This window comes from Rhizobium sp. YIM 134829, from assembly GCF_046546455.1.
On record NZ_JBKHKI010000005.1, the window covers coordinates 1 to 20,996 of the forward strand.

A 20,996-nucleotide genomic window follows, 5' to 3' on the forward strand; every position below is an offset into this window, starting at 1 on the left:
CTTCTCTCAACACAACGCCCTTACCAAACATTCCGCGGGGTGGAGCAGCCCGGTAGCTCGTCAGGCTCATAACCTGAAGGCCGCAGGTTCAAATCCTGCCCCCGCAACCAAACAAGCCAAACTCCCAAACATCAAAGCCCCGTCCGGTCCCCCCGGCGGGGCTCTCTGCGTTCTGCCGTAGAAGCGGGAGGGGGGATGGTTGCGACCTCGTCGCCACAATCGTCGCGTCAATCGATAACCTCCCCCTAGTCACACGGCCCACCACGCTTCTGCTGCGCATTCCATGAACACCGCCTAGTCATTCCAATCACCTGCGCCCCGCATTCGCCCTCTCGTAAATGACAGATTCCGAACCCGTTTCTGACAGAAACGACACGCGGGCCCGGCATGTCCGGTGCTAGCGGAGGCGGGGCTGAGGAGGCGGTTCATGATGATCCGGCCGGCCGGTCGGATGACGTTTCATGATACTGCATCGCCAGACGACAGATACACCGCGGTTCGTCCTGTCGACGGCGGCGTGGCGCGTCCTGGTGGTCGTTCTCACGCTTCTTTTCGGCGTCTCCGGCTCGCGCGGTGAGGCGGGCGACCGCGCAGCCCTTCCTGTCGGACGCGGCCCGGTCATCGTCGTGCTCGATGCCTCGGGCAGCATGGCTGCGAAGTTGGGCAGGGAGACGCGGCTGGATGCGGCGCGGCGTATTCTCCTCGATACACTCTCGCTTTTTCCGATCGATCGCCCGGTCGGTCTCGTCGCCTACGGCCACCGCCGCAAGAGTGACTGCCGCGATATCGAGACAATCAGAGGCCTTGCTCCGGTGGATCTTGCAGCCATCCGCCAGGCCCTCGAGCCGCTGCGCGCCAAGGGCAAGACGCCGCTCTCCGGCGCACTGCGCCATGCGGCTGGCCTCCTTCCGGCCGGCGGCGGCACGATCATGCTGGTCAGCGATGGGTTGGAAACCTGCCGTGAGGACCCCTGCGCCGTCGCCGAGGCGCTGAAGAAGGCGCAGGCTGGTCTCGTCATCCATGTCGTCGGTTTCGGCCTGTCCGAAGGTGAGATGAAGCGCCTGTCCTGCATCGCCGAACGCGGCGGCGGGCAGGCGATCGAGACCAGGAATGCAGAGGGTCTCGAGCGGGCGCTGAAGACGCTGACACAGCCGCCGCAAGCCGCGGACACGGGAAGCGACGCACGGCCAGCGCCGACAGAGCCCGTAAGGGAACCGTCCGCCTCACCCCCACCGACGCGGAAACCGGTTCTGCTCCGAGGCGTCGTCGGCAAGAAGACGGTGCCCGGCGCCGTCCTGTTCACGGTGGTCGATGCCAAAGGGGAGACGGTCTATTCCGGCAAGGGGACGGAGGTGAGCCCAAGCCTCGCGCCCGGTCGCTATAGGCTGCACCTCGCAGGCAGCAATATCGACATGGAAACGGCGCTGACGGTCGCGGGGCAGCCCGATGAGCGCCACGAGATCCCGCTGAAGGGCGGCCTTGTCCGTTTGTCGGTCGTCGCGGCCCCGGGGCTGTCGCTCGCCGACACCGATCTGAAGGGGGACCCGACCTGGACGCTGGCGCCGAGGGCGGGACAGGCGCCAGCGACGCTGGAGGGCGTGCTCGCGCCCGAAGCCATGCTCGCGCCCGGTTCCTATACGGCGACGGTTTCGCTCGGCGGCTTTTCGGCGACGACCGACATTAATGTCCGCGAAGGCAACACCGTCGAGAGCGTGCTCGACCTCCAGCTGGGGAAACTGACTCTGGAGGCTGCCCTGCCGGGAGAGACGACGCCGATCGAGACCGGAGCGGGCCTCTCCTGGACGCTTGCCGGACAGGCGGACACCGCGCCCCTGACGGCGGAGGCGCTGGCGCGGCCGACCTTTCTCGTTTCGGCCGGCGCCTACACGGCCCGGCTTGCCATTGCCGGCGCGGTCATCGAACAGGCCGTCACGGCCGAGGCGGGCGCGACGAAAACCGTCCGGCTCGACCTGCCCTCGGCGGAGCTCGTGCTGGAAGGCAGCCTCGGCCCGGATGCGCCGAGCTTCACGGACTGGCGCGATGCGACCTGGACGGTGCGGCCCGTTCAGCTGATCGGCAATGCGCAAGCCGGCGCGGCACTGGAGAACAAGGCCGAGGCTTTGCCGCACCTGACCCTGCTGCCGGGCGACTGGGCGGTGACGCTTACATCCGGCGCGGCCAGCGTCACACGGCGGCTGACGCTCGCTCCCGGCGCGAAAGCCCGCGAGCGCCTCGACGTGGGCGCCGCCCGCCTGTCCATTTCGGCAATGCCAGAGCCGGGCGCCCCGGCGCCGCTGAACGTGGTGATATCAATCTTCGCGACGACCACGGAGGGCGGCTTTGCGGAGAAACCGGTCGCGGAGGCCGGAACGTCGCGCGACTACGCCATCATCCTGCCGGCCGGCCGATACCGGATCAATGCCGCCGACGAGCAGGGGCGCAAGGGCGCAGCGACCATCGACCTTCCCGAAGGTCAGTCCCTCGAAATGAGAATTGCTCTGAAATGACGATCCCGTGGCTGCGCCTTCAACCTGCTTTGGATGGGCGCCGCGAGCATCCTGCCTTTTTCACCGTGCGGCCCGCACAATACGGAGACCTCGCATGAAACGCCTGCTGCTGATCCTCTGTTCGTTGCTCATGTGCGGGACGGCGATCGCCGAGCCTGGCGCGCCGGTTCCCAAGTGGTCGGGAACCAAGGATTTCCCGATCCTTGCAGAAGGCTTTCAGCCGGCAGGACTTGTGGTGGACTACCCGGCCTTCGTGGGGAACATGTGGTCATACACGCAGATGCTCAAGGATTGGATCGACGACGCAAATTCAAGCTTCATTTCCTTGGAAGACAAAGTCGAAGCCTTGGAAAATGAAGTCTCCGATCTCAAGCGACGCGTCGCGCAGCTGGAATCTGCCCAGCCAGGCGGAAAGCCTGTGGCCGATCCCAGAATTGACAATCTAATCGCCCGGGTCGAAGCGCTCGAGAAGGCCAAGGGTACGGCGAACGCCCCCTTCAATGTGGTCAGCGCCTCCGGAAAAGCCCTCTTCCAGGTGGATGCCTACGGCAACAGCCAGTTTCAGGGTGCGACCGGGCAGGGCGCGATCGGTATCGGCTTCGTGGGTGATGGCGCGTCGATCGCAGCGTTCAGCCCGCATGGCAGTTTCGCCGCCAGCATCGGCGAGAGCGGCGGCCAGTTGCAGGTGCAGAGCGACAGCGGCAAGACTAGCGCCTACGTGATCGCCAGCGACAAGGTCGGCCTCCATCTGACATCGGGTGAGAAACACACGGATCTCGCGGCGGACGAGGACCTCTTCGGCCTCAAGCTCAGCCAGGGGGAAAAGCCCGCCGCGTCGCTCGGCACGCTGCCCGGCAAGGGTGTGGCGCTGCGGCTGTTCAACACGCAAGGCCAGCAGGTCGTCTCGGCGGGTGCCAATCCCGATCAGGGTGGCGCCGGCATCGTGGCGGCGGGCGTGTCGGACGGCAGCCGCTCGGCGGCCATCCTCTCCGGCCAGCAGGATGGCAGCGGGCTTGTCCAGGCCTTCGCTACCGACGGCACCGGGGCGGCGGCCCTGGTCGGCAAGGAGCGCAGCGTCGCGGCCTACAACAAAGCCGGCAACCCCGTCGCCACGATCGGCCAGAGCGACAAGTCCGAAGGCGGGACCGTGGTCGCCCGCAATCCGAGTGGCGAGGGCATCTTCGCTGCCGGCTTCGCCTCCGAATATGGCGGCGGCGAAGCCTGCGTCTGGCGCGCCAAGCGCAGCAACACCTTCTGCCTCGGCCTCGGACTGCCCGGCATGGGGGTGGGCAAATGACCACGGAAACGAACCACGAGAGAAAGACCGAACCCATGATGCGTCTGCCGACAAGCATACCCGTGCTGGGCATCCTCCTTCTAACAATCGTCGCACCCGCGCAGGCCGCGTCGGACTGTCAGCCGATCTTCGACGCCTATGCCGCCATGTACAAGATGCCGGCGGTCAAGCGGACGATCACGGTCCCCGGCATGGCCGACGCCCCCGAGATGGTTCTGACGCCGGACGCGCTCTATTCCCGCGTCGGCCCCAAGGACAGCTGGGGAAAAATGAAACTCGACGAGGCCGCGCGCGCGATCATGAAGAAGGGCACGCCCTCGCCGGAGACCGTCAACGCGTGCCAGCGGATCGGCTCCAGCGAAATGGATGGCATCGCCGGCACAGCCTATGAATTCACCCCGCCGAAGTTGAGCGGCAATGTTCCAGGCGAAAGGATCACCGTTCTGCTCGACGACAACACCGGCCTCCCGCTCATTGAGAAGGCGCTGAAGGCCGCGACCGTGGCGAAGATCGAGTATGACGGCGTCACGGCGCCGCTGCCGTGAGCAAGGTGTCGGATGCAGCCGCAGCCGGAAGCCCTGCGCCCGCCGCGCGGCTGATGCCGTTTCACGCCACCTTTCTCGCCCTCACGGTGCCGCCGGTCGCCGCGGTACTGACCCTGCAGCTCTTCGGCGCAGCGCCGCTGGGCCCCGGCCTGATCGCCAGCGTCCTGCCGCCCGCCTATCTCATCGGGGCCGCACCCGCCTTTCTCGGCGGCCGGCTCGATGGCGTGCTGGCTCGCCGTGGCTGGAGGCTGGTGTCGCGCCTGACGCTTGCAGCCGGTCTCAGCGGCCTGGCGGGGCTCCTCATCCTTGCCCCGTTGTTTCTGACAGGCAGGACGCGCGGCGCACTCCCCCTGCTCGCGCCCGCAGCGTTCGCCGCCGCCGCCGTCGCAGCGCTCGGCCTCGCCATGCTGCTCGCGCGGCTGCCGACCTTCATTGCCGATCGACGCAAGCCGCCGGAGGGCCCTCGATGACCACTCGCCATGTCCGCATCCTCCTGTCCCTGCTCCTTGCCATCTCCGCGCCGCCGGTTGCGGAAGCGTCGCCACAGCCTGCGGGGTGCCAGGCCGCCTTCCCGGCCGCAGAGGCCACGCGCCTGCCCGAGGCGAGCGACGTGCGGCCCTGCGCGGCAGCGCTGCTCGCCATCCTCTTCCGCCGTCTGCCGCCTGCGCGCGCAGCGGAGATCCACGTGGTCGATGCGCGCTACGGCCGGGACGAGGCGGGCGAGGACAATGCCTTCATCGCCTTCCAGATCGCCCTGACCGATCGGCGCAGGCTTTGCCGCGACTCCACTGACCCGGCGGACATGCAGGTCAACTTCGTTCGAGACCCGGTCGATGGCTGGATCGATCTCGACAGCAGGGGCAGTTACGACCCGCTCGAATGCGAACAGCGGAGCTATTGGTCCGCCCAGGACATCGCCGAAATGCTTCATCCGCCGCATTTCAATCGCCTCTCCACGGTGGAGCAAGCGGGAATCCACGACGTTGCGAAGGGCAATCCGGAGCGCAAGGCCATTCTGGATGCGGTCAGGGAGGCCAATGCCGACCTTAACGGGCGCACCCCGATCGTCTTCATCGTCGAGCTGTTGCGAAGCGACGGCCGGACCGCCTATTTCCGCGGCGCCGTGCGTCGCAAGCTGGATGGGAGGCCGATCGATCCTGCGATCTGGGGCAAGTGCGAACAGGACCCGGAGACCGCCCTGCTGGAAGCAGTGCTTGAGAAGCAGAACGGCCGCTGGCACGCCGTCAAGGCCAATCGCTGCGCCGACGACCTCTTCCTCACCACCACCGAACGCAGCCGCTACCGTTTGTTCCTGATGGATGAATAGGGCGCTTGGACGATGTCTATCGCTCGGGAGCAATCCATTATACTCGCCCAGGCGCCGACATCGCCACAGGCTTGACCGGCCAGCAGGGCGGCCCGTGGCAACTCAGAGCTGGTCGCGGTCATTCCTCAATCGGATCGAGCGTCATGATGCCTTTGGCACGAGGCGTTCCCTACCCTGGCAGCCTTACCCTTTTCTCATTGTCGCCTTCAGACTTCCAGACCACATCCTCCCGAGCGGCGTGGTCGAGGCGTTTCGGCGTCACAACCCGGGAAAAAACCTAAGCCGATCCGGAGATTGCATGCCCCTCTTTGCTTGCAGCAGAGCGATCGCCGGTCAGCACTTGGCCGGGCGAGGCCGGCTGCCGCGTCGGTCGATGGGCGGGCTCGCCATTTCCAATCGGCCAAAGCCTGAGCAACCATTAGCTCCGGATTGCGAGAATTTTAGAAGCAAGTTCTTTGTTAGATCTCAAAATCTATAGACAATGAGAATTGAAGGAGCCGTCATGAACATCATCGCCATCAACGGCAGCACGAGCCGACCGTCCCGCACGGGCGACATTCTGGATCTGATCTCGTCGGCCATCGGTCGCGAGCTTGGCCTGGACGTGGATCGGATCGACCTCGTCGATGCCGCACCCGTCCTGTTCCGGGCGCTGCGCAGCGATGGACTGGACGGCGAGGGGCGCGACATCGTCGCGCGCATCGAGGCGGCCGATGTTCTCGTCGTCGGGTCGCCGGTCTATCGTGCGTCTTATACCGGCGCGCTCAAGCATCTCTTCGATCTCGTTGATTACCGGTCGCTTAGCGGCAAGGTCGTGGCGCATGCCGCGACCGGGGGAACGGCGCTGCACGGGCTGATGCTCGACCACCAGCTTCGGCCACTCTTTGCCTTCTTCAACAGCCTCGTCGTTCCAACGACGGTCTACGCCACCGTCGCGGATTTCACCGCGCATCGCCTCGTCAATGCAGAGATCGCCGCCCGGATCGACCGGGTTGCCGCCGAGGTTCTGGCGCTGGCCGCGCCGAAGATCATGGAGGCGCCGCGCCATCACGCGGCTGTTTCTGCGCCCAAACTTCTGTCTACAGGGAGACTGTAATATGACCGCTACTCAGCGCGACAGCCTGAAATTTGCCTATTGGGTGCCGAATGTGTCCGGCGGCCTGGTGATCTCGAACATCGAACAGAGAACCTCCTGGACCATCGAGTATAATCGCGAGCTCGCCCGGATCGCCGAGCGCAGCGGCTTCGACTACGCACTGAGCCAGATTCGCTTCACGGCAGGCTATGGCGCCGAATATCAGCATGAATCGGTCTCTTTCAGCCATGCGCTGCTCGAATCAACCACGACGCTGAAGGTCATCGCCGCGATTCTGCCCGGTCCCTGGAACCCGGCGCTTGCCGCCAAGCAGATCGCCACCATCAATCACCTGAGCAATGGGCGCATTGCCGTCAACGTCGTCAGCGGCTGGTTTCGCGGCGAATTCCAGGCGATCGGCGAACCCTGGCTCGACCATGATGAGCGCTACCGCCGCTCAGAAGAGTTTATCCGCGCGCTGCGTGGCATCTGGACGGAAGACAATTTTACCTTCCGCGGCGATTTCTACCGCTTCACCAATTATTCACTCAAGCCGAAGCCAATCGATCCGCAGCCCGAAGTCTTCCAGGGCGGCTCGTCGCGCGCGGCGCGCGACATGGCCTCTCGTGTCTCCGATTGGTATTTCACCAATGGCAATACGCCGGAAGGCCTCGCCAAGCAGGTGGAGGACATTCGCGAAAAGGCCCGCGCCAACGACCATCAGGTGAAGATCGGCGTCAATGCCTTCGCGATCGTTCGCGAAACCGAGGAAGAGGCAAAGGCGGTTCTGGCCGAGATCATCGAGAAGGCCAACCCGGAAGCGGTCAATGCCTTTGGCCACGAGGTGAAGAACGCCGGCAAGGCCTCGCCTGAAGGCGAGGGCAACTGGGCCAAATCCTCCTTCGAAGACCTGGTGCAATACAATGACGGATTCCGCTCGAACCTGATCGGCACGCCGCAGCAGGTAGCGGAGCGGATCGTCGACCTGAAGCGGGCTGGTGCCGATCTCATCCTGCTCGGCTTCCTGCATTTCCAGGAAGAGGTCGCCTATTTCGGCGAACATGTGATCCCGCTGGTCCGCGCGCTGGAAGAGCAGGAAAGCGCGCCGGCGATCGCCGCCGAGTAACCCGACACACTGCCAGGCGGCAGCAACTCTGAACTCACGCAGCCCTTGCCGGGGCTGCGAACGACCGTCCACGCCCTCATGCCACCCGAGCCGGGATCGGCAAGTGCCCCTGTTCCAAGAGCGCTTGCTTTCCGACCTGCTCACAACGAGATGACCATGACCGCATCCATCCACGCCTTTTCGCGCTTCGGCGGCTCGGCCAGTCCGACCGACCAGGAGGCCGCTGCCTCGGACCTGCCCGCCGCAGTGCCCGCTGCTGCCGGGCAAACGGGCGCGGTGGCTGCCCGGGGCGTCGCCGCCTTGGCGCTGTCGGGGATCAGCCTCTCCTTCGGGGGCGTCACGGCGCTGAGCGGCATCGATCTTTCCGTGCGGACCGGTGAGATCAAGGCCATCATCGGCCCGAACGGGGCGGGTAAGAGCTCGCTGATCAACATCATCAGTGGCGTCTACCGCCCTGACTCCGGCGTCGTTCTCATCAATGGCGTACCGCATCGCCGGGTGCCCACCGACCAGCTGGCGGCGCTCGGCATTGCCAGAACCTTCCAGAACCTCGCTCTGTTCAAGGGCCTGAACGTCATCGACAACATCGCGGCCGGTCGCGCCTTTCGGGGTCGGGCCCCCCTGGTTTCCCAGCTTCTCGGCCTGCCGCAGGCGCGCCGCGAGCGGGACGCGGCACGGGCGCAGGCCGAACGTTTGATCAGCTTCCTCCATCTCGAACCCTTCGCGGAGCGGCTGGCCGATGCGTTGCCCTATGGCGTGCGCAAGCGGGTGGAGCTCGCCCGCGCGCTCGCCGCCGAACCGCGCGTGCTCCTGCTGGACGAGCCGATGGCGGGCATGACCGCTGCCGACAAGAGCGAGCTCTCCGCCTTCATCGCCGCGGCGCGCAAGGAATTCGGCCTGACCGTGGTGCTGATCGAGCACGACATCGGCGTCGTCATGGAACTGTCCGACAGCATTGCCGTGCTCGATTACGGCCGCAAGATCGCCGATGGCCCGCCCGAGGCGATCGCCAACGACCAGCGGGTGATCGATGCCTATCTCGGCGTCGCCGCCGAGCAGGACGAGGGAGCGCTTTGATGGCCGACTTCGACTGGCTATTCTTCACCGAGGTCCTGGTCGGGGGTCTCCTCTCCGGCGTCATGTATTCCCTCGTCGCGATCGGCTTCGTGCTGATCTACAAGACCTCCGGCGTCCTCAACTTCGCCCAAGGCGCTCTGCTTCTCTTCGCGGCGCTGACCTTCGTCAGCCTGGTCGAGCGCGGCCTTCCCTTTGCCGCGGCCTTCCTCATCACCTTCGCGATCATGATCGCCATCGGCATCGCCATCGAGCGGGCGGTCCTGCGGCCGCTCGTCAACAAGCCGCCGATCACGCTGTTCATGGCCACGCTCGGTCTCTCCTACATCATCGAGGGGGCGGCTCAGCTGCTCTGGGGCACCCAGGTGCACGGGCTCGATCTTGGGATCGAGGACCTGCCCTATGATGTCGCCGGCGTCTTCATCAGCCAGTTCGATCTCTTCGCAGCCGCCACCGCGGCGGCGATGGTTGGCCTGCTCTCGGCCTTCTTCCGCTACACCCGCATCGGGCTCGGCTTCCGTGCGGTGGCGGATGATCAGCTGGCGGCGCTTGCCGTCGGGCTGAAGCTGCCCTGGATCTGGGCCAGCGTCTGGGCGGCCGCCGGACTGGTGGCACTGGTGGCCGGGCTCCTCTGGGGCGCGCGGCTCGGCGTGCAGTTCTCGCTGTCGCTGGTCGTGCTGAAGGCGCTGCCGGTCCTGGTTCTGGGCGGCTTCGATTCCATTCTCGGCGCCATCGTCGGCGGCCTGCTGATCGGCGCAGCCGAGAAGCTCGCGGAGGTCTATCTCGGCGAGCTGGTCGGCGGCGGCATCGAAAGCTGGTTCGCCTATGTCGTCGCGCTCGCCTTCCTGCTCATCCGTCCCTCCGGCCTCTTCGGCCAAAGACAGGTGGAAAGGGTCTGATCATGACTGCCGAAACCCTCCCTCTCTCCGCCAGGTCTCCGGCATCGGTTTCACTCAAGCTCATCGGACCGGTCCTGTTGCTCGCCTTCGCCTATGGCGTCGTCCCCTTCATCGGCTCCTCCTATGTGTTCGAGGCACTGCTGCTTCCCTTCCTCGCCTTGAGCCTCGCCGGAGTCGGGCTCAACCTGCTGACCGGCTATACCGGGCAGGTTTCACTCGGCTCGGCTGCCTTCATGGCCGTCGGCGCCTTTGCCGCCTATAATGCCAATCTCAGAATCGACGGCCTGCCCCTGCTTGCCAGCCTGGCGATCGGCGGCTTCTCGGCCGCCCTCGTCGGCCTGGTGTTCGGTCTGCCGAGCCTGCGGCTGAAAGGCTTCTACCTCGCCGTCTCGACGCTGGCCGCCCAGTTCTTCGTGCAGTGGGCGCTCACCAAATTCTCCTGGTTCTCCAACAATTCCGCCTCCGGCGTCATCGATGCACCGCCGCTGGCCGTGGCGGGGATCTCCTTCGAGGGCCCGGTCGGGCGCTATCTCTTTGCGCTGACCATCGTCACGGCGCTCACACTCCTTGCCTGGCGGCTGGTCAGCGTCCAGACCGGGCATAACCTCATCGCCGTACGCGACAATGAGACGGCGGCCCGCATCATCGGCATTCCCGTTCTGCGGACCAAGCTCTTCGCCTTTGCGGCGTCTTCCTTCATCATCGGCATCGCCGGCGCGCTCTGGGCCTTCGCCTATCTGCGCACCGTCGAGCCGGCTGGCTTCAATCTGGACCGCTCGTTCCAGATTCTCTTCATCATCATCATCGGAGGATTGGCAACGATCCGCGGCGCCTTTTTCGGGGCGGCGCTCATCGTGGTCTTTCCGCTGCTTCTGTCGCGGCTCGGTGCCCTCGTCTTCGGCGACCTGTTCGATTCCGGCGTGCTCGACATGACGCAGCGCATCGTCCTCGGCGTGCTGATCATCTCCTTCCTGATCCTCGAACCGGATGGGCTCGTCGCCCTCTCCGATCGGGTCAGAAGACGCGTTGCGGCTGCCTTCGGGCGGGCGTGAGTTCGAGGAAGCGCTGAGGCGCCTCCGACATGCATCGTTTCAACATCAAGGACCGGCTGGCGGCATCGTCAGCCGAACAGAGGAGTCTGTCCTGACATGAGCCTGATTTCCACCTTCAAGATCGCCGCGCTCGCCGCCGGCATCAGTCTCGCTACGCTCGTCGCGCCGGTGCTGGCCGACGAGCAGCATTTCCCGCTGCAGAGCTATCGCGTCGGCCCCTATGCCGCCGGCGGTACCGGCTTCTTCGGCGGCTTCATCGATTATCTGAACCTCATCAACACGCGCGACGGCGGCGTCAACGGGGTCAAGCTCACCTGGTCGGAGGCCGAGACCCAGTATGAGGTCGAGCGCGGCGTCGAGGCCTATGAGCGGCTGAAGAGCAATCCCGGCATCGCCGCCTGGAACCCGCTTTCCGTCGGCATCGCCTATGCGATGATCGATCGCATCACCGCCGACAAGGTGCCGCTGATCACGATCAATCACGGGCGCACAGACTCCACCGATGGCCGCGTCTTCCCCTACGTCTTTCCGCTGCTTCTCAATCCCTATAGCGAGACCTCGGGCATCGTGAACTACATCGCCTCCAAGGAAGGCGGGCTCGATGCACTGAAGGGCAAGAAGATCGTCGTGCTCTATCACGGCTCGCCCTATGGCAAGGAAACCATCCCGATCTACGAGCTGCTGGCGCAGAAATACGGCTTCGAGCTGCAGCAGATCGAGGTGCCGCATCCGGGCAATGAGCAGCAGTCGCAGTGGCTGACGATCCGCCGCGCCAAGCCGGATTATGTCGTTCTGCGCGGCTGGGGCGTGATGAACCCGGTTGCCCTCAAGACGGCAGCCAAGACCGGCTTCCCCGTCGATCACATCATCGGCAATGTCTGGTCCAATTCGGAAGAGGACGTCATTCCGGCCGGCGAAGCCGCCAAAGGCTACACCGCCATCACCACCCAGGCTTCGGGCGCCGAATATCCGGTCGTCAAGGAAATCGTCGCCACCCTCTACGACAAGGGCAAGGGCAATCTGGAAGACAAGAAGCGCATCGGCTCGGTCTACCACAATCTCGGCATCGTCAACGGCATCCTCAATGTCGAGGCGATCCGCATCGCCCAGGAGAAGTTCGGCAAGCGGACGCTCACCGGCGACGAGGTCCGCTGGGGCTTCGAGCATCTGCAGCTCGATCCGGCCCGCGTCGAGGCACTCGGTGCCAAGGATCTCTTCCACTCGATCAACGTCACCTGGGACAACCACGAAGGCAATGGCTACGTGACCTTCCAGCAGTGGGACGGGGCGAAGTGGAAGGTGGTGTCCGACTGGATCGCCCCCGACTGGGCTCTGCTGCGGCCGATCATCGAGAAGTCCTCGCAGGCCTATGCGGCTGAAAAGGGCATCAAGATCCGCACCGCCGAGGACGCCGACACCGTCACCAATTGATCCGCGCCCGCCGGGCGGCGCTGCCGCCCGGCGCATCGGGGAGGGCTTCGGCTCTTCCCTTCGACCCGCCCTGATCCGACTACCCAAGGGGCAGGAAACAGGACATGAGGCCAGACCATGACGCAGGCGCGCCCGATTCTTGAGGTGACCAACCTCAAGGCCACCTATCACCATTCGATCACCGCCCTCGATGGCGTCCACCTGGCGCTCGGCGAAGGCGAGATCCTCGCCGTTCTCGGCAGCAACGGCGCCGGCAAGACGACGACGCTGAAGGCGATCTCGAATCTCCTGCCGGCCGAGCGCGGGCAGGTCACGGCTGGCCAGGTGCTTTTCCAAGGCAAGACGACGCTGTCGCGCAGCCCGGCCAGTCTCGTGCGCGCCGGCCTTGTCCAGGTGCTCGAGGGACGACACTGCTTCAAGTCGCTGACGGTGGAGGAAAACCTCGTCGCCGGCGGGCTTGGCCGCGGAGCGTCACGCAGCGAGATCGCTGCCGACCTTGAAAAGGTCTATCGCTGGTTTCCGCGGCTTCAGCAGAAGCGGCAGACCGCTTCCGGGCTCACCTCCGGCGGCGAGCAGCAGATGACGGCGATCGGCCGGGCACTGATGGCCCGTCCCCGCCTGCTCATTCTCGATGAGCCGTCGATGGGCCTTGCGCCGCTCGTCGTGCAGGACATCTTCCGCGCGCTGCAGCGCCTCAATGTCGAAGAGCGCCTCTCGATCGTCGTCGCCGAGCAGAACTCGGCGGTGGCCCTGACCTATGCCCACAGGGCGGTCATCCTCGAAAACGGCCGCACCGTGCTGGAGGGCCTGGCCGCCGACCTCAAGGCCCGCAGCGACGTTCGCGCCTTCTATCTCGGCCGGAAATCGGCCGCCATCAGCCTCGCTGCGCTTTCAAACGCTTCCCCCACACCCGCGACTTCAGGAGCCCTGTCATGACCGTCAATACCGTCAACACCAAGGATGCCCTTGCCGGCGTACCGGCCGTGCCTCGGCCGGTAGAGCCCGCCCATATCATCCGCGACGACGCCGAGGCCATCGCCGTCGCCAAGGCTCTCGCCAAGGAGTTCTCCGCCGAGGCCGCGCTTCGCGATCGCGACCGGATCTGGCCGGTGAAGGAACTGGATGCCTTCTCGCAAAGCGGTCTCTGGTCGATCAACGTTCCCAAGGCCTTTGGCGGCCCGGAGGTCTCCTATGCGACGCTCGCCAAGGTGATCGAGATCATTTCGGCCGCCGATAGCTCGATCGGCCAGATTGCCCAGAACCACCTAGGTGTCGTCGCGGCGATCCGCACGGTGTCGGACGAGGCGCAGCAGCGGCTTCTCTTCGCCGAAGTGCTCAAGGGCACCCGCTTCGGCAACGCCTTCTCCGAGTTTGGCTCCAAGCGCGCTGTCGACTTCGAGACCAAATTCATCGACCAAGGCGATCATGTCCTCGTCAACGGCCAGAAATTTTATTCTTCGGGCGCCCTTCTTGCCCATCTCGTGCCGATCGTCGCGCTCGATGAGGAAGGTCGCGCCTGGTATGCGATCGCCGAGCGCGACGCGCCGGGCCTGACGGTGATCGACGATTGGTCGTCCTTCGGCCAGCGCACCACGCTGTCCGGCACCGTGATCCTCGACAATGTCCGCGTGCCGAAGACGCACCTCGTCCCCGGCTATAAGGGCTATGAGGTGCCGACGGCCGACGGCGCGATCTTCCAGATCATTCAGGTGGCGGTCGATACCGGCATTGCGCAGGCGGCGATCGACGAAACGATCGCCTTTGTGCGGACCAAGAGCCGCGCCTGGGTCGATAGCGGTCTCGACCATGCCTGGCAGGATCCCTACACGATCCAGGCCATCGGTGATCTGACGCTCAGGCTGCATGCGGCCCAGGCTCTGCTCGAAAAAGCCGGCCATGCGATCGACCGGGCCGTCCTCGATCCCACCGCCGATACGGTCGCCGAAGCGCAGATCGTCACCGCGCAAGCCAAGGTGCTGTCGACCGAGATTGCCATCGCGGCAACCAACAAGCTTTTCGAACTGGCAGGCACGCGCTCGACGCTTGCAGAGCACAATCTCGACCGGCACTGGCGCAATGCCCGGACCCACACGCTGCATGATCCGGTCCGCTGGAAATATGCGATCCTCGGCAATTACTTCCTGAACGGCGAAAAGCCGCCGCTCCACGCCTGGAGCTGAGCGACTTTGCTGACAGGCTTGCCCCGCTGGACGTTTCGGCGGGGCAAGAGCCCATCCAATATCCCGCTGCGCTGATCGGACTTTCTCCGGCGCCATTCAGCCGAGGCGTCGTTGCGAGAGTCGGAGTCCGATTCGCTGTCGTCATGATCAAGAACCACCTGGCGAAGAAGAAACCTCAGGAACCGGGCTGAGGGCTGCGATCGCGCGAGGATGGAAGGGTGAGGTAAGACTGCCGCACCCTCGAACACGGCGGAAATTTGTCGAGATCGGCAGAGGGCGCCTGTCTTTTCGCTCGATCCTGCTCCCCATAACCCGGGTGATCCGTTCTTCCACCACATGCGAGGCGGAAGCGATTTCGTCGTCCGTCTCCTGGATGGAGCGACAGGTCCCGAAATCCGAAGGACGGTCAAAGGCTCCGGTCGGGGGTGCCGCGTCGAGGGGGTCGATCGCTAGGCTTCAGATCTCAAAAAGGCATCATGCGGCGCGGAAATTGATGCTTTGAGCATGCCGGCTTTTGACCTAAGCCTCGTGCGGGCACTCGGGAAAGCGGCGGTTTATGACAAAGAGATTCTATTGGAATGAGCTCACAAGTCCGGAAGTTCGTGAACTCGATCCCGAGACCACGATCGCGATCCTACCGCTGGCTTCGACCGAGCAGCATGGGCCGCATCTCCCCCTTTGCACCGACGTCGCAATCGCTGAGGGCATGCTCGGCGAAGTGCGCGCCCAGCTCGGCGCCCATCTGAACGTTCTGGTTCTCCCGACGCAGGAGATCGGCAAGGCCAATGAGCATGTCTACGGTCCCGGCACCCTGTCGCTGCCGGCAGAACTGCTGATCCCCGCCTGGACCGCGATTGGCGAGAAAGTGGCGGGGGCCGGCGTTCGGAAGATGATCATCGTCAATTCGCATGGCGGCAATCTCGACGTGATGAGCATCGTCTCGCGGGAAATGCGGGTGCGCTTCAACATGGCGGTGGTGGCGACGCAATGGAGCCGGTTCGGTGCGCCGGACGGCCTCTTCAGCGCGCATGAGATGGCATTCGGCATTCATGGCGGCGAGGTGGAAACCTCGATGATGCTTCATTTCCGGCCCGATCTGGTCAAGATGGACCGCGCTGAAAACTTCGTCTCCAAGGCCGAATGGATGGTGAAGAACACGCTGTATCTGCAGCCTCTTCCGCCGCATGCGCTGGCCTGGGTCGCCCATGACCTCAATCCACAGGGCGTAGTCGGCGATGCCTCGAAAGGGACGGCGCAGAAGGGGGCACTCTACTGCCGTCATGTCGCGCAGGCCTTCATCCACCTGATCGAGGATCTGACGCGCTATCCCCTCTCGCATCTCTATCAGCCTTAAGGACTGTCGGCCGCGGACGGACGTCCCTGCACCTCGCGCACCATGGTGACGAGCTCGGCGAGCAGGAACTCGACGAACAGGCTGGCTGCGGCGTCGAGCGAGGCGCGCGCGCGGGCAACCAGTTTCAAAGGCTGCTGGCGGACATAGGGATCCGCAAGTGGCCGGTAGATCAGGTCGCCCCGCCTGCATTCGACCAGCACGTCGAGCGGATTGAGAAGCGTCAGAGCCTTGCCGTGCCGCACGATGTCCTTCAACATTTCCGACGAATTGGTTTCGAGCGCCGGCTCGATCGGCAGCGGCAGGGGCGCGAGGATGAGGTTGATCATGTCGCGCAGCGAGGTTCCCGGCAGCGCCAGAACCAACCGCTCCTGCACCACATCGATCAGGCTCACGCGCTCGTTCTCGGCGAGCGGGTGGCCGGGCGGCAGCACCACGCCGATGGGGATGTCGAAATTGGCGAGCGTACGAATTCCGGGCGTCGCGGGGATGTTGAAGCCGAGGCCCAGATCAACCTCGCCCGAAATTACCGGATTGATGGTGGTCGAGCCGCCGTCGTTTCGCAGCGACACGCGGACGCGTCGATTCTCGGTGATGAAGCGTGCCATCAGCTCCGGTAACGGACCTGCTGCCAGACCAACCGTCGTGACGATCGATACCTTTCCCGCCTGTGGCATTTTCAGCCCGCGGATCCGGCCCTCGAGCTTCTCGTAATTCTTCAGAACCTCGCGAATATGCTCGACGCAGAGCTCGCCGGCAGCCGTCAGGCGCAGTCCACGCGGCAGGCGCTCGAAGATCTGCGTGCCAAGCTCTTCTTCCAGCGCAAGAATCTGCCGATTGATCGCCGAGGAGGCGACGTTCAGGTGATCCGCCGCCTTCCGGATCGAGCCGCAGCGGGCGATCTCGTCGATGTAGAGAAGCTTCCGAGAATGCAACACCATCTCTTGCACCCGCTTAAATTTTAGCCACAGCGCTTAAATGGGCGACAGGCTTTGCAGCTATGCCGGAAAAGCATCAATGCGGACGAAATTTGATGCTTTTCAACGCACATTGCAAGCGCTCAAGTGCGGGCAAGGAACGTCGATGGCGGCGTTCACGTGAAGAAGGGGAACGACGCACAATGCGCGCTGTGATGAAGAAATTGCTTCTGTCGACGTTTCTGGGGCTTGGCCTGACGCTTTCCGGCACCGCTTTCGCCGAGGACAAGGTGACCTATGGCACCAACTGGCTGGCGCAGGCGGAACATGGGGGATTCTACCAGGCCGTCGCGGACGGCACCTACAAGAAGCACGGCCTCGATGTGACGATCGTCCAGGGCGGTCCGAATGCCGCCAACAGCGCCCTGCTGATCGCCGGCAAAATCGACTTCTACATGGGCGGCGCGATGGAGGAACTCTCGGCCGTCGAACAGGGCATACCGGTCACCAATGTTGCGGCGCTCTTCCAGAAGGACCCGCAGATCCTGATGGCGCATCCGGACAAGGGGATCAACACGTTCGAAGACCTGGCCAAGCTCGACACCATCTTGATGAGCAAGGACGGCTATCTGACCTACTTCGCCTGGATGAAGGCCAATTTCCCGGGGTTCAAGGACGAGCAGTACAAGCCCTATAATTTCAATCCCGCTCCCTTCATCGCCGACGCCAATTCCGCCCAGCAGGGCTACCTGACATCGGAGCCTTATGAGGTCGAGCGCCAGGCTGGCTGGCAGCCGAAGGTCTTCCTGCTGGCCGATGCCGGCTATGCGCCCTATTCGACCACCATCGCCGCCCGCAACGAGCTCGTGGAGAAGAACCCGGATCTGGTACAGCGCTTCGTCGATGCCTCGATCGAAGGCTGGTACAATTATCTCTACGGGGACAACAAGGCCGCCAACGAGCTGATCAAGAAAGACAATCCGGAAATGACCGATGGGCAGATCGCGTTTTCGATCGCCAAGATGAAGGAGTACGGCATTCTCGAATCGGGAGAGGCGCTGACCAAGGGCATCGGTTGCATGACTGACGAGCGGCAGAAGGCCTTCTTCGACGCCATGGTCAAGATCAACGTGTTCAAGGCCGATACCGACTACAAGAAGGCCTTCACCACCCAATTCGTCTGCAAAGGCGTCGGCCTGGCGCTCAAGAAGTGACGCGTCCTATCGTCGCCAGACGTCTGGCGAATGTCATCCCGCCGTCCCTCATGTCGAAGCGCAATCCGATGCCGCATGGTTTAGAAGCTAAGAATCGCCAGACTGCGAAGCGCCCGCTCGTGACCATGAAGTCGGTGTCAAAGGCTTTCTCCAGCGGCACGCTCGCGTTGACAGACATGTCGCTGACGGTGCGGTCGGGTGAATTCATCAGCCTGCTTGGTCCGTCCGGATGTGGGAAATCCACGGCACTCCGCATCATCGCGGGGCTGGGCGGGCCAAGTTCGGGTGAGATCGACTGGCCAAGCTCGACGATCAATGCGCGCGGTCTGCCGGACGGCGATATCTCCTTCGTTTTCCAGGAGCCGACGCTGATGCCCTGGCGGACCGTCTACGGCAATGTGCATCTGCCCCTCCAGCTTTCCGGCCTCTCGGCAAAGGCTGCGCGTGGCCGAATTACCGAGGCGCTTGCGACCGTCGGCCTTGCCGATTTCGAGAAGGCCTATCCGCGCGAACTGTCCGGCGGCATGAAGATGCGGGTCTCGATCGCCCGCGCGCTCGTCACCCGGCCCAAGCTTCTCTTGATGGACGAACCCTTTGCGGCCCTTGACGAAATCACGCGGCAGAAACTCAATGACGATCTGCTCAAGCTCTGGCGGAATACCGGCATCACCGTGATGTTCGTCACCCATTCCGTCTACGAATCCGCCTATCTCTCCACGCGCATCGTGGTCATGCGCCCGCGGCCGGGCCGCGTGCATGAGGATTTCACGCTCGACAGTTAGGTCGAGAAGAACGAGGATTTTCGGCTCTCCGGTGCCTATCGCGATGCCTGCGATCGGGTTTCGCGCTCCCTGGCCGAGGCGATGTATGGACAGGAGACGCATTGATGGCGGACGCGGGAGCTGGCAAGCGCCGGGACTTGCTTCTGAAAATTCTGGTCCCCACCTGCGTCATCGCTGTGCTGATCGCGATCTGGGATCTCTCCGTGCGGATCAGCGGCGTGGCCCCCTACATCCTGCCGGGACCGCTGCCGGTCGCCAAGGCGCTCGTCAATGACTGGGGCATTCTTTGGCCGGCTTTCTTCGTCACGACCCGCATCACGCTGGTGTCGCTGCTCCTGGCGCTGATCGGCGGGGTCGGCTTTGCGATCTTCCTCGTGCAGTCGCGCTGGATCGAACTCGCCTTCTATCCCATCGCCGTCATTCTTCAGGTCACGCCCATCGTGGCGATCTCGCCGCTGATCCTGATTTATGCGCCGACGACGCAGGTGGCGTTGTTGATCTGCGCCTTCCTCGTCTCGTTCTTCCCGATCCTTTCGAACATGGTTCAGGGCTTGAAGAGCGTGGACCATAATCTTCTCAACCTGATGGAGCTCTATGGTGCCTCGCCGCTGCAAACGCTCATTCATCTCAAGCTGCCCTCGGCGCAACCCTATTTCATGACCGGCTTGCGGATCGGCGGCGGTCTGGCCCTGATCGCCGCTGTCGTCGCGGAATTTGCCGCAGGCTCGGCGGGTGCGGGTTCCGGCCTGGCCTTCCGTCTGTTGGAGGCGCAGTACCGGCTGAATATTCCCCGGCTCTTCGCCGCGCTTCTCATGCTCTCCTTCCTCGGTGTGGCGCTGTTCTCCCTCACCTCGTTTCTGTCCTGGCTGGTGTTGCACCGCTGGCATGAAAGCAGCCTGAAGAGGGAAAACTGATGCTGACCATTCCCGCTGCGCGCCGCTATCAACTGCGCAATGCCACCGTTCCCGCCGATCTCGCACCTGGCCTGGTAACCTCCACGGTGCAGGGTCTCGCGGCAGTCGATCTGATCATCGCTGATGGCCTGGTCGAATCGATCACGCCGGCCGCCGCGGGTGTGCCGCTCGAAGCCTTCGTCGATCTTCGTGGCGGCATGGTCTGGCCCTGCTTTACCGACATGCACACGCATCTCGACAAGGGCCACATCTGGGAGCGTGCACCCAATCCGGACGGGTCCTTCATGGGCGCCCTGGAGATCGTGCGGAGCGATAGCGTCAGCCATTGGACGGCAGCCGATGTCGCCGCGCGCATGGAGTTCTCGCTCAAGACCGCCTACGCCCATGGCACCCAGCTGATCCGCACCCATCTCGACAGCCTGCCGCCCCAGCATCGCATTTCCTTCGGCGTCTTCGAAGCGATGCGGGAAGCATGGAAAGACCGCATCGTACTGCAGCCGGTGGCGCTGTTTCCCTTCGATCTCCTGACCCAGGAAGCGGAGTTCGCCGATCTGCTCGATGTAATCGAGCACACCGGCGGTAGCTTGCTCGGCGGGTTCCCGCTGATGAACCCGGAGATTGACAGCCAGTTCGACCACCTCTTCCGCACCGCCGCCGATCGCGGCCTCGACATCGACCTGCATATCGACGAAACCGCCGACCCGAGTGCGATGACGCTCAAGGCCGTCGCCGAAGCCAAGCTGCGCAATGGTTTTCAAGGCACGGTGACCGTCGGTCATTGCTGTTCGCTGGCGCAGCAGGATGCCGAGACTGCCAAACGTGTTGTCGATCTCGTTGCGAAAGCGGATCTCGCGGTCGTGTCGCTGCCGATGTGCAACATGTATTTGCAGGACCGTCATTCCGGCCGCACCCCGCGCTGGCGCGGCGTGACCCTGGTGCATGAATTGCGCGCCGCCGGTGTCCGCGTCGCCGTCGCCTCCGACAATACAAGAGACCCGTTCTATGCCTATGGCGATCTCGATCCGGTCGAAGTGTTTCGCGAGGCGGTGCGCATCCTGCATCTCGATCATCCGCTCGATCACGCCGCCTCCATCATCACCGCCACGCCGGCAGCCATTCTCGGCCGCCCCGAGCTCGGCGTGATCGCCGCCGGGCAGCCCGCCGATCTGGTGCTGTTCACCGCGCGCCGCTGGAGCGAATTCCTCTCCCGACCTCAGTCTGATCGGACCGTCCTGCGAAAGGGGCGTCCGATCGATACAGCCCTGCCCGACTTTCGCGATCTCGATGCCATTCTGGGAGCCTGAC

Annotated in this window: 18 protein-coding genes, 1 tRNA gene and 1 pseudogene; 19 read left to right on the forward strand and 1 reads right to left on the reverse strand. The window is 64.1% G+C overall.

The features are described 5' to 3' along the window. Window positions 1–33: 33 nt before the first annotated feature. The 15 genes from ACLE20_RS10485 to ACLE20_RS10555 all read left to right on the forward strand — a co-directional run bounded on the left by ACLE20_RS10485 (window position 34) and on the right by ACLE20_RS10555 (window position 15,867). A tRNA-Met gene (locus ACLE20_RS10485) sits at window positions 34–110 on the forward strand. A gap of 351 nt (window positions 111–461) precedes the next feature. Beyond that, window positions 462–2,507, forward strand: coding sequence for a vWA domain-containing protein (locus ACLE20_RS10490; protein ID WP_410940237.1), 2,046 nt, complete (start codon window positions 462–464; stop codon window positions 2,505–2,507). 94 nt (window positions 2,508–2,601) lie between these two features. Beyond that, complete coding sequence (locus ACLE20_RS10495) at window positions 2,602–3,804, forward strand: bZIP transcription factor (RefSeq protein ID WP_410940238.1); 1,203 nt, start codon at window positions 2,602–2,604, stop codon at window positions 3,802–3,804. Further along, window positions 3,801–4,349 carry a hypothetical protein gene (locus ACLE20_RS10500; RefSeq protein WP_410940239.1) on the forward strand — a complete coding sequence of 183 codons (549 nt, stop codon included), beginning with the start codon at window positions 3,801–3,803 and terminating at the stop codon, window positions 4,347–4,349. Before ACLE20_RS10495 ends, ACLE20_RS10500 begins: the two co-directional genes overlap by 4 nt. After that, window positions 4,346–4,819, forward strand: a complete 474-nt coding sequence (locus tag ACLE20_RS10505) for a hypothetical protein (protein ID WP_410940240.1) — start codon at window positions 4,346–4,348, stop codon at window positions 4,817–4,819. The genes ACLE20_RS10500 and ACLE20_RS10505 overlap by 4 nt, the downstream gene beginning before the upstream one ends. Next, on the forward strand, window positions 4,816–5,676 hold the full coding sequence (locus ACLE20_RS10510; protein WP_410940241.1) for a hypothetical protein: 861 nt from the start codon (window positions 4,816–4,818) through the stop codon (window positions 5,674–5,676). The genes ACLE20_RS10505 and ACLE20_RS10510 overlap by 4 nt, the downstream gene beginning before the upstream one ends. A 502-nt stretch (window positions 5,677–6,178) precedes the next feature. Further along, window positions 6,179–6,772, forward strand: coding sequence for an NAD(P)H-dependent oxidoreductase (locus tag ACLE20_RS10515; protein ID WP_410940242.1), 594 nt, complete (start codon window positions 6,179–6,181; stop codon window positions 6,770–6,772). A gap of 1 nt (window position 6,773) precedes the next feature. Next, on the forward strand, window positions 6,774–7,877 hold the full coding sequence (gene sfnG, locus ACLE20_RS10520; RefSeq protein ID WP_410940243.1) for a dimethylsulfone monooxygenase SfnG: 1,104 nt from the start codon (window positions 6,774–6,776) through the stop codon (window positions 7,875–7,877). A 156-nt stretch (window positions 7,878–8,033) separates the two neighbouring features. Beyond that, complete coding sequence (locus ACLE20_RS10525; protein ID WP_410940244.1) at window positions 8,034–8,954, forward strand: ABC transporter ATP-binding protein; 921 nt, start codon at window positions 8,034–8,036, stop codon at window positions 8,952–8,954. Beyond that, window positions 8,954–9,850: a branched-chain amino acid ABC transporter permease gene (locus ACLE20_RS10530; RefSeq protein ID WP_410940245.1), complete on the forward strand. Its 897-nt coding sequence runs from the start codon at window positions 8,954–8,956 to the stop codon at window positions 9,848–9,850. Before ACLE20_RS10525 ends, ACLE20_RS10530 begins: the two co-directional genes overlap by 1 nt. 2 nt (window positions 9,851–9,852) lie before the next feature. Further along, complete coding sequence (locus ACLE20_RS10535; protein WP_410940246.1) at window positions 9,853–10,902, forward strand: branched-chain amino acid ABC transporter permease; 1,050 nt, start codon at window positions 9,853–9,855, stop codon at window positions 10,900–10,902. A gap of 96 nt (window positions 10,903–10,998) precedes the next feature. Further along, a complete protein-coding gene (locus ACLE20_RS10540) occupies window positions 10,999–12,333 on the forward strand; it encodes an ABC transporter substrate-binding protein (protein ID WP_410940247.1) in 1,335 nt (444 codons plus the stop codon). Window positions 12,334–12,450: 117 nt separating this feature from the next. After that, complete coding sequence (locus tag ACLE20_RS10545; RefSeq protein ID WP_410940248.1) at window positions 12,451–13,269, forward strand: ABC transporter ATP-binding protein; 819 nt, start codon at window positions 12,451–12,453, stop codon at window positions 13,267–13,269. Next, on the forward strand, window positions 13,266–14,513 hold the full coding sequence (locus ACLE20_RS10550; RefSeq protein ID WP_410940249.1) for an SfnB family sulfur acquisition oxidoreductase: 1,248 nt from the start codon (window positions 13,266–13,268) through the stop codon (window positions 14,511–14,513). The genes ACLE20_RS10545 and ACLE20_RS10550 overlap by 4 nt, the downstream gene beginning before the upstream one ends. 556 nt (window positions 14,514–15,069) lie before the next feature. After that, entirely contained in the window at window positions 15,070–15,867 is a 798-nt protein-coding gene (locus ACLE20_RS10555) for a creatininase family protein (protein WP_410940250.1), read from the forward strand. Here the strand turns inward: ACLE20_RS10555 and ACLE20_RS10560 are convergent. Then, on the reverse strand, window positions 15,864–16,802 hold the full coding sequence (locus ACLE20_RS10560; RefSeq protein ID WP_410940505.1) for a LysR family transcriptional regulator: 939 nt from the start codon (window positions 16,800–16,802) through the stop codon (window positions 15,864–15,866). The genes ACLE20_RS10555 and ACLE20_RS10560 overlap by 4 nt on opposite strands. Window positions 16,803–16,996: 194 nt before the next feature. On the opposite strand from ACLE20_RS10560, the gene ACLE20_RS10565 reads away from it, so the two are divergent. The 4 genes and pseudogenes from ACLE20_RS10565 to ACLE20_RS10580 all read left to right on the forward strand — a co-directional run bounded on the left by ACLE20_RS10565 (window position 16,997) and on the right by ACLE20_RS10580 (window position 20,995). Continuing rightward, window positions 16,997–17,995, forward strand: a complete 999-nt coding sequence (locus tag ACLE20_RS10565) for an ABC transporter substrate-binding protein (protein WP_410940251.1) — start codon at window positions 16,997–16,999, stop codon at window positions 17,993–17,995. 68 nt (window positions 17,996–18,063) lie between these two features. Further along, window positions 18,064–18,882: pseudogene (locus tag ACLE20_RS10570) on the forward strand (ABC transporter ATP-binding protein). Then, window positions 18,882–19,691 carry an ABC transporter permease gene (locus tag ACLE20_RS10575; protein WP_410940252.1) on the forward strand — a complete coding sequence of 270 codons (810 nt, stop codon included), beginning with the start codon at window positions 18,882–18,884 and terminating at the stop codon, window positions 19,689–19,691. The pseudogene ACLE20_RS10570 and the gene ACLE20_RS10575 overlap by 1 nt, the downstream one beginning before the upstream one ends. Then, window positions 19,691–20,995: a cytosine deaminase gene (locus ACLE20_RS10580; protein WP_410940253.1), complete on the forward strand. Its 1,305-nt coding sequence runs from the start codon at window positions 19,691–19,693 to the stop codon at window positions 20,993–20,995. Before ACLE20_RS10575 ends, ACLE20_RS10580 begins: the two co-directional genes overlap by 1 nt. Window position 20,996: the final 1 nt, after the last annotated feature.

Bases quoted from the DNA above. Each gene is read 5' to 3' on its own strand.
- ACLE20_RS10490 (WP_410940237.1), top strand. From the start codon at position 462: ATGATACTGCATCGCCAGACGACAGATACACCGCGGTTCGTCCTGTCG.
- ACLE20_RS10495 (WP_410940238.1), top strand. From the start codon at position 2,602: ATGAAACGCCTGCTGCTGATCCTCTGTTCGTTGCTCATGTGCGGGACG.
- ACLE20_RS10500 (WP_410940239.1), top strand. From the start codon at position 3,801: ATGACCACGGAAACGAACCACGAGAGAAAGACCGAACCCATGATGCGT.
- ACLE20_RS10510 (WP_410940241.1), top strand. From the start codon at position 4,816: ATGACCACTCGCCATGTCCGCATCCTCCTGTCCCTGCTCCTTGCCATC.
- ACLE20_RS10515 (WP_410940242.1), top strand. From the start codon at position 6,179: ATGAACATCATCGCCATCAACGGCAGCACGAGCCGACCGTCCCGCACG.
- sfnG (WP_410940243.1), top strand. From the start codon at position 6,774: ATGACCGCTACTCAGCGCGACAGCCTGAAATTTGCCTATTGGGTGCCG.
- ACLE20_RS10525 (WP_410940244.1), top strand. From the start codon at position 8,034: ATGACCGCATCCATCCACGCCTTTTCGCGCTTCGGCGGCTCGGCCAGT.
- ACLE20_RS10530 (WP_410940245.1), top strand. From the start codon at position 8,954: ATGGCCGACTTCGACTGGCTATTCTTCACCGAGGTCCTGGTCGGGGGT.
- ACLE20_RS10535 (WP_410940246.1), top strand. From the start codon at position 9,853: ATGACTGCCGAAACCCTCCCTCTCTCCGCCAGGTCTCCGGCATCGGTT.
- ACLE20_RS10540 (WP_410940247.1), top strand. From the start codon at position 10,999: ATGAGCCTGATTTCCACCTTCAAGATCGCCGCGCTCGCCGCCGGCATC.
- ACLE20_RS10545 (WP_410940248.1), top strand. From the start codon at position 12,451: ATGACGCAGGCGCGCCCGATTCTTGAGGTGACCAACCTCAAGGCCACC.
- ACLE20_RS10550 (WP_410940249.1), top strand. From the start codon at position 13,266: ATGACCGTCAATACCGTCAACACCAAGGATGCCCTTGCCGGCGTACCG.
- ACLE20_RS10555 (WP_410940250.1), top strand. From the start codon at position 15,070: ATGACAAAGAGATTCTATTGGAATGAGCTCACAAGTCCGGAAGTTCGT.
- ACLE20_RS10565 (WP_410940251.1), top strand. From the start codon at position 16,997: ATGAAGAAATTGCTTCTGTCGACGTTTCTGGGGCTTGGCCTGACGCTT.
- ACLE20_RS10575 (WP_410940252.1), top strand. From the start codon at position 18,882: ATGGCGGACGCGGGAGCTGGCAAGCGCCGGGACTTGCTTCTGAAAATT.
- ACLE20_RS10580 (WP_410940253.1), top strand. From the start codon at position 19,691: ATGCTGACCATTCCCGCTGCGCGCCGCTATCAACTGCGCAATGCCACC.